This window comes from Roseateles sp. P1_C6, from assembly GCF_056406315.1.
Window position 1 is genome coordinate 624,487 of sequence record NZ_JBFUAK010000003.1, and the last position, 6,780, is coordinate 631,266.

Here is a 6,780-nt window from a genome sequence, read left to right on the forward strand (position 1 = left end):
CCCGCCATGTGCGAGGCGTAGGCTGGCGGCCAAGCCGCCGTCGCGGCCGGGAGCCCTTGTGAGCCACATCGAAGACGAACTGGTGAAGCGCATTCACCGCGACCTGCAGGACGATTTCGACGAGGAGCTGGAACTCGAGCTCGAAGACCGCGAGCATGGCGCCATGCCCAGCGACGACGCGTCGGCCGAGCGCAAGCGCTACTTCCGCGAGCTGTTCCGGCTGCAGAGCGAGCTGGTCAAGCTGCAGGACTGGGTGCAGCACACGGGCCACAAGGTCGTCATCCTGTTCGAGGGCCGCGACGCGGCGGGCAAGGGCGGCGTCATCAAGCGCATCACGCAGCGGCTGAACCCGCGCGTGTGCCGCGTGGCGGCGCTGCCGGCACCCAACGACCGCGAGCGCACGCAGTGGTATTTCCAGCGCTACGTGTCGCACCTGCCGGCGGCCGGCGAGATCGTGCTGTTCGACCGCAGTTGGTACAACCGCGCCGGCGTCGAGCGCGTGATGGGCTTCTGCACGGACGACCAGTACGAGGAGTTCTTCCGCTCCGCGCCCGAGTTCGAACGCATGCTGGTGCGCTCGGGCATCCAGCTCATCAAGTACTGGTTCTCGATCAGCGACGACGAGCAGCGCATCCGCTTCCTGGGCCGCATCCACGACCCGCTGAAGCAGTGGAAGCTCAGCCCCATGGACCTGGAGTCGCGCCGCCGCTGGGAGGAGTACACCAAGGCCAAGGAGGTGATGCTGGAGCGCACTCACATCCCCGAGTCGCCGTGGTGGGTCGTCAAGGCCGACGACAAGAAGCGCGCGCGGCTGAACTGCATCCACCACCTGCTGGGCCAGATGCCCTACCAGGAGGTGCCGCATGCCGACATCGAGCTGCCCGCGCGCGAGCGCCGCGAGGACTACATCCGCAACCCGGTGCCGGACAACATCGTCGTGCCCGAGGTCTATTGAGTGGCGTCTAGCATCGGGGCATGACACTGCCCCCGCGTTCCCTGCTCGTGGTCATCGCGCTGACGGCCGCGGCCTCGTGGGCGTGGCGCAGCCACGTGGCGGCCGAGGACGGGCAGCTGCTGGCCCAGCGCGTGAAGCCGGGCGACATCCGCATGATCTTGTCGGAGACCTGCCCCTACTGCCTCGCCGCGCGGCGCTGGATGACGCAACAGGGCGTGCCGTTCCAGGAATGCCTGATCGAGCGGGACGCGCAATGCCTGGCGGACTACCAGGCGCTGGGCGCGGCGGGCACGCCGACGCTGGTCGTGCGCGGCCAGCGCGTCATCGGTTTCGACCGCGCGCGGCTGCTTGAGATCCTGGGCGAGTAAGCAGCCTCGGATTGCGCGTTTGCCGGCACACTGCCCGGCGCCTAGGCTCGCCGGTTTTGTCGTCCAACGACCGGAGCCCGCCTTGTTGCTGAAGACCCTCGTGCTGCCCTTGCTGACCCTGCTGCTCCTCCCCGTCCTCGTCGTGGTCGCCGCCTTCCTGTGGCTGCGCGCGCCCGACCTGCCGGCCGCGGAACTGGAGGCCCGCTGGTCCACGCCGGCCGACCGCTATCTGGCACTGGGCCCGGGCCTGCGCCTGCACTACCGCGACGAGGGCCGCGCCGACGCGCCGGTGCTGGTGCTGCTGCACGGCTATGGCGATGCCTACGCGACCTGGGAGGGCTGGGCTGCTGAACTCAAGGCCCGCCACCGCGTCATCAGCCTGGACCTGCCCGGCCACGGCCTGACCGCAGCGCCCGAGGGCACGGTGCTGGACCGCGAGGCGCTGGCGCGTCTGGTGCTGCGTTTTGCCGAACAGCTGAAGCTGCCGCCCTTCGTGCTGGCCGGCAACTCCATGGGCGGCGGCGTGGCCTGGCAGGCGGCGCTGCTGGCCCCGCAGGCGCTGCGCGGCCTGGTGCTGGTGGACGCTGCCGGCTGGCCCATGCGGGCCAGCACGCCGTCGCTGGCCTTTCGCATCCTGGCGCACCCGCTGGGCCGCGCGGCGCTGGCGCGCATCGACAACCGGCCACTGATCCGGCAAGGCCTCACCGCCCAGGTCGGCGACAAGGCGCTCATCACCGATGAACTGATCGACCGCTGGGCGCTGTACCAGCGCTATCCTGGCCACCGTCCCATCCTGATGTCCGTCGCCCCGGGCGCCCAGACACCGGTCACCGCCGAGCTGCTCGCCGGCCTGCATCTGCCCACCCTCGTGCTGCATGGCGAGGTGGACCCCATCCTGCCGGTCGAGCACTCGCGCCGCTTCGCCGCGGCCATCGCGGGGGCCGAGCTGGTCGTCTACCCTGGCATCGGCCACCTGCCGCAGCGCGAGATCCCGGCGCGCTCGGCGGCCGATGTCGCGGCCTTCGTGGCCAAGCTATCGCCTCAATGACTGCTGCCCGCCCTGGTCCTCTCAACCTGATCACCGACGTGCCCGGCCTCACGGTCGGCCACGTCACCGACGAAGCCGTGCGCTCCGGTGCGACGGTGCTGCTGGTCGACGGCTTCTGGGCGGCGGCCGTGGACGTGCGCGGTGGCGGCCCCGGCACGCGTGAGACCGAGGCGCTGGCGCCCGAGAACCTCGTCGGCCGCGTGCATGCCATCGCATTGGCGGGCGGATCGGTCTTCGGCCTGGCCGCTGCCGATGGCGTGGCCGCCGCGTTGTCGCACGCGGGCAGGGGGCTGAAGCTCAAGCCCGGCTCGCCCGCCATTCCCGTCGTGCCGTCGGCCGTGCTGCACGACCTCGGCAATGGCGGCGACAAGGCCTGGGGGCTGGACCCGCCCTACCGGCGGTGGGGCCGGCAGGCCGTGGCGGCGGCAGGCCCATCGTTTGCGCTGGGCCGCGTCGGCGCGGGCCGTGGCGCGATGGCGGGCTGCCGGCCGGGCGGTGTCGGCTCGGCGTCGCTGGACCTGGGCGACGGGTTGGTGGTGGGCGCGCTGGTGGCGGCCAATCCCATCGGCTCGGCCTACCTGCCCGACGGCGAGAGCTTCTGGGCCTGGCCGTTCGAGATCGATGGCGAGTTCGGCGGCCACCGGCCGGATGGGCATGCGCCAGTCATCGACCCGCTGCCGGCGTTGTCGCGCCTGACGGAGCTGGGGCGCACCCAGGCGGGTGCGAACACGACGCTGGCCGTTGTCGCCTGCAACGCCGACCTGACGACAGCCGAGTGCAAGCGGCTGGCGATGATGGCCCAGGACGGCATCGCCCGCGCCGTGCGGCCGGCGCACACGCCGTTCGATGGCGACACGGTGTTCGCGGTGGCGTCGGGGGCGGTGCCGCTGGGAGAGGCAAATGCGAGGGCGGTGCAGTTGGGGCGGCTGGGGTCGGCGGCGGCGGACTGCCTGGCCCGTGCCATCGCCCGTGCCGTCTACGAAGCCGGTCGCGGCTGATCGCGTTCGGCGAGCACGCGGGCCAGGTCCGGCGTCGCCGCCAGCAACTCCGCCGTGTAAGCCTCCTGCGGCCGCGCGAAGACCGCCGCCGTCGGCCCGCTCTCGATGAGTCGTCCGGCCTGCATCACGTAGAGCCGGTCCGTCGCCGCCCGCACGACGCCGAGGTCGTGGGTCACGAACAGCAGCGCGCTGCCCTGCTCGCGGCACAGTCGCTCCAGCAGCGCCAGAATCTGGCCGCGCACGCTGACGTCCAGTGCCGACACCGCCTCGTCCAGCACCAGCAGGGCCGGCTGCACGATCAGCGCGCGGGCAATGGCCAGGCGCTGTCGCTGGCCGCCCGAGAACTGGTGGGCGAAGCGCTCGGCCGCCTCGACGCCCAGGCCCACGCGCGCCAGCCAGTCTTCGGCGCGGCGGCGCTGCTCGGCACTGTCGGGCGGCGGGTCCAGCAACGCGAGAGGCTCTGCCACCAGCTCCCACGCTCGCCAGCGTGGGTCCAGGCTGCCGGCCGGGTCCTGGAAGACGATCTGCATCTGCCGGCGCAGCGCGCGCTCGGCGCCTGTGAAGCGCTGACCGCCCAGGCTGATCTCGCCGGCCTGCAGCGGCTCCAGCCCCAGCAGCGCGCGCAGCAGCGTCGACTTGCCGCAGCCCGACTCGCCCACCAGCCCGACGCGCTCGCCCGGCATCACCGTCAGCGACACGCCGTCCAGCGCGCAGTGCACCGTCGCGCGCTGCAGCAGGCCGCCGCCGCGCCGGTACTCGCGCACCAGGCCGCGGGCATCGAGCAGTGGCGGGCCCGGGGGCACGGCCTGGGGCTCACGCGCGGGCAGAGCCGAGGCGGCGATCAGCGCGGCGGTCGTGGCCTGCTGCGGCGACCGCAGCAGGCCCAGCGCCGGCCCCTGCTCGACGAGGCGACCGCCCTGCAGCACGGCGATGCGATCGGCCACGCCGGCCACCAGCGGCAGGTCGTGGCTGATCAGCAGCAGGCTGCCGCCCTGCTCGCGCACCAGCTCGCGCAGCAGCGCCAGGATCTGCGCCTGCGTGCGCACGTCCAGCGCCGTGGTGGGCTCGTCGGCGATCAGCAGGCGGGGTCGCAAGGCCATCGCGATGGCGATGACGCCGCGCTGGCGCTGGCCGCCCGAGAGTTCGTGCGGGTGGCGTGCCGCTGCGCCGGGCAGGCCCACGCGCGCCAGCATCTGATGAGCCGCCTCGACTGCCGCGCGCCGCGACTGGGGTTGGTGCAGGCCTTTGTGCAGGTACAGGGCCTCGGCCACCTGCTGGCCCAGCGTCATCAGCGGGTTCAGCGCATTCATCGGCTCCTGGAACACCAGGCCCAGCGCCGCGCCGCGCCGCGCGTCCATCTCGCGTTCGGGCAGCGCCAGCAGCGCTTCGCCGTCCAGCCGCACCTGGCCGCTGACCTCGGCGCGCGCCGGCAGCAGGCCGGCGATCGCCAGCGCCGTCAGCGACTTGCCCGAGCCCGACTCGCCCACCAGGCCCAGCACCTCGCCCGGCGCGAGAGAGAGGCTGAGGTCTTGCAGCAATACGCGGCCGCCCAGGCGGACGGTCAACGCTTCCAGTTGCAGCAGCGGCGCGCTCATCGGGGGTCCCCATGCGGGTCCAGCCGCTCGCGCAGGCCGTCGGCCAGCAAGTGAAAGGCCAGCACCGCCAGCGCGACGGCCAGGCCCGGGAACAGGGCCAGCGTGGGCGACAGCGCCGTCAGCGTCTGCGCGTCCGCCAGCATGCGGCCCCAGCTGGGCTGCGGCGGCTGCGTGCCCAGGCCGATGTAGGACAGGCCCGTCTCGGCCAGCAGCGCCAGCGACAGCTGCAGGCTGAGCTGCACGATCAGCCCGCCGGCCAGGTTGGGCAGCACATGCTCGCGCGAGATGCGCCCGCCACCCTTGCCGGCCACGCGCGCGGCCAGCACGAACTCGCGCTGCCACAGCGGCAGCGCCAGGCCGCGCGCCACGCGGGCGAACACCGGCACGTTGAACACGCCCACGGCCAGGATGGCGCTGACGGCGCCGGGGCCCAATGCCGTCGTCAGCAGCACGGCGAGCAGCAGCGGCGGGAAGGCGAAGACGATGTCGTTGCCGCGCATCAGCAGCTCGTCCGGCCAGCCCGCGCGCGCCGCTGCCCACAGGCCCAGCGGCACGCCGACGAGGGCGCCCAGCGCGACGGCCAGCGCCGCCACGCCCAGCGACGTGGCCGCGCCGCGCATCAGCAGCGACAGCACGTCGCGGCCCAGATGGTCGGTGCCCAGCCAGTGGCCGGCGCCGGGCGGCAGCAGGCGCTCGGCGATGGCGAGGTGGTCCAGCGGCGCGGGCGTCCAGGCGAGCGACAGCAGCGCGGTGCCCACGAACATGGCGGCGAGCACCAAACCGCCGATCAGCTTGCGGTTCATGCGCCACCTCCGCGCCGCGCCAGCCGCGGGTCTGCCGCGCGGGCGGCCAGCTCGACGAGGGCCGACACGCCCACGCCCAGCGCCACCAGCACCAGCACCAGGCTTTGCACCAGCACCAGGTCGTGCGCGGTGACGGCCTGGAACAGCAGGCGGCCCACGCCGGGCAGGAAGAACACGTTCTCGACGATGACCGAGCCGGCCAGCAGATAGGCCGTCTGCAGGCCCAGCAGTGTCAGCACCGGCAGCGCGGCATTGGGCAGCGCGTGGCGCCACAGCACGCGCCAGCGGCTCGCGCCCTTGGCCCGCGCGGTGCGCAGGAACTCGGCGTGGGCCAGTTCGGCCAGCGCGCCGCGCAACACGCGGGTCAGGATGGCGGCCTGGGGCAGCGCCAGCGCCAGCGCGGGCAGGGCCAGCGAGCGCAGGCCTTCGGCCAAGCCGGCGTCCCAACCCGCGAAGCCGCCGGCCGGCACCCAGCGCAGCGCCACCGCGAACAGCCAGGCCCCCATGACGCCGAGCCAGAAGTCCGGCACCGACACGCCGAGCTGGCTGAACACGCCGACTGCGCGGTCCGCCCAGCCACCCGGGCGGCGTGCGGCCAGCAGCGCGGCCGGCAGCGCGACGATGAGCGCCGTCAGCAGCGCCAGCGCGGCCAGCGGCAGGGTCAGCGGCAGGCGCTCGGCCAGCAGTTGCGTGACGGGCACCTGGTAGGTCAGGCTGTTGCCGAGGTCGCCCTGCAGCAGCGCGACCATCCAGCGACCGTAGCGCGTGAGGGCCGGCGCGTTCAGGCCCAGCTGCTCGCGCAGCTGCGCGACGGCCTGCTCGTCGGCCTGGATGCCCAGCACGTAGCGGGCCGGGTCGCCCGGTGCGACCTGCACCAGCGCAAAGATGACGAGGCTGGCGACCGTGAGCGTCAGCAGCAGTGCGAGCACGCGGCCCAGCAGCCAGCGCGGCTCGGCGCGGCGCAGCAGCGCGATGAGCCCCAGCGCCAGCAGCACCGCCGCCGCGCCCGCCAC

At 73.5% G+C, this 6,780-nt stretch carries 7 protein-coding genes; 4 read left to right on the forward strand and 3 right to left on the reverse strand.

What is annotated here, in order from left to right; all coding sequences use genetic code 11:
* Positions 1-58 precede the first annotated feature (58 nt).
* The 4 genes from ppk2 to AC1D29_RS08630 all read left to right on the forward strand — a co-directional run bounded on the left by ppk2 (position 59) and on the right by AC1D29_RS08630 (position 3,369).
* A complete protein-coding gene (ppk2, locus tag AC1D29_RS08615; RefSeq protein ID WP_477896162.1) occupies positions 59-955 on the forward strand; it encodes a polyphosphate kinase 2 in 897 nt (298 codons plus the stop codon).
* 20 nt (positions 956-975) lie between these two features.
* Entirely contained in the window at positions 976-1,323 is a 348-nt protein-coding gene (locus AC1D29_RS08620) for a glutaredoxin family protein (protein ID WP_477896164.1), read from the forward strand.
* A gap of 82 nt (positions 1,324-1,405) precedes the next feature.
* On the forward strand, positions 1,406-2,371 hold the full coding sequence (locus tag AC1D29_RS08625; protein ID WP_477896166.1) for an alpha/beta fold hydrolase: 966 nt from the start codon (positions 1,406-1,408) through the stop codon (positions 2,369-2,371).
* Positions 2,368-3,369 carry a P1 family peptidase gene (locus AC1D29_RS08630; protein WP_477896168.1) on the forward strand — a complete coding sequence of 334 codons (1,002 nt, stop codon included), beginning with the start codon at positions 2,368-2,370 and terminating at the stop codon, positions 3,367-3,369. The genes AC1D29_RS08625 and AC1D29_RS08630 overlap by 4 nt, the downstream gene beginning before the upstream one ends.
* On the opposite strand, the gene AC1D29_RS08635 is transcribed toward AC1D29_RS08630, so the two are convergent.
* The 3 genes from AC1D29_RS08635 to AC1D29_RS08645 all read right to left on the reverse strand — a co-directional run.
* Positions 3,348-4,964, reverse strand: a complete 1,617-nt coding sequence (locus AC1D29_RS08635) for a dipeptide ABC transporter ATP-binding protein (RefSeq protein WP_477896170.1) — start codon at positions 4,962-4,964, stop codon at positions 3,348-3,350. The genes AC1D29_RS08630 and AC1D29_RS08635 overlap by 22 nt on opposite strands.
* Entirely contained in the window at positions 4,961-5,767 is an 807-nt protein-coding gene (locus tag AC1D29_RS08640; RefSeq protein ID WP_477896172.1) for an ABC transporter permease, read from the reverse strand. The genes AC1D29_RS08635 and AC1D29_RS08640 overlap by 4 nt, the downstream gene beginning before the upstream one ends.
* On the reverse strand, positions 5,764-6,780 hold a 1,017-nt coding region (locus AC1D29_RS08645), incomplete at its 5' end, for an ABC transporter permease (RefSeq protein WP_477896174.1). The genes AC1D29_RS08645 and AC1D29_RS08640, both read right to left, overlap by 4 nt.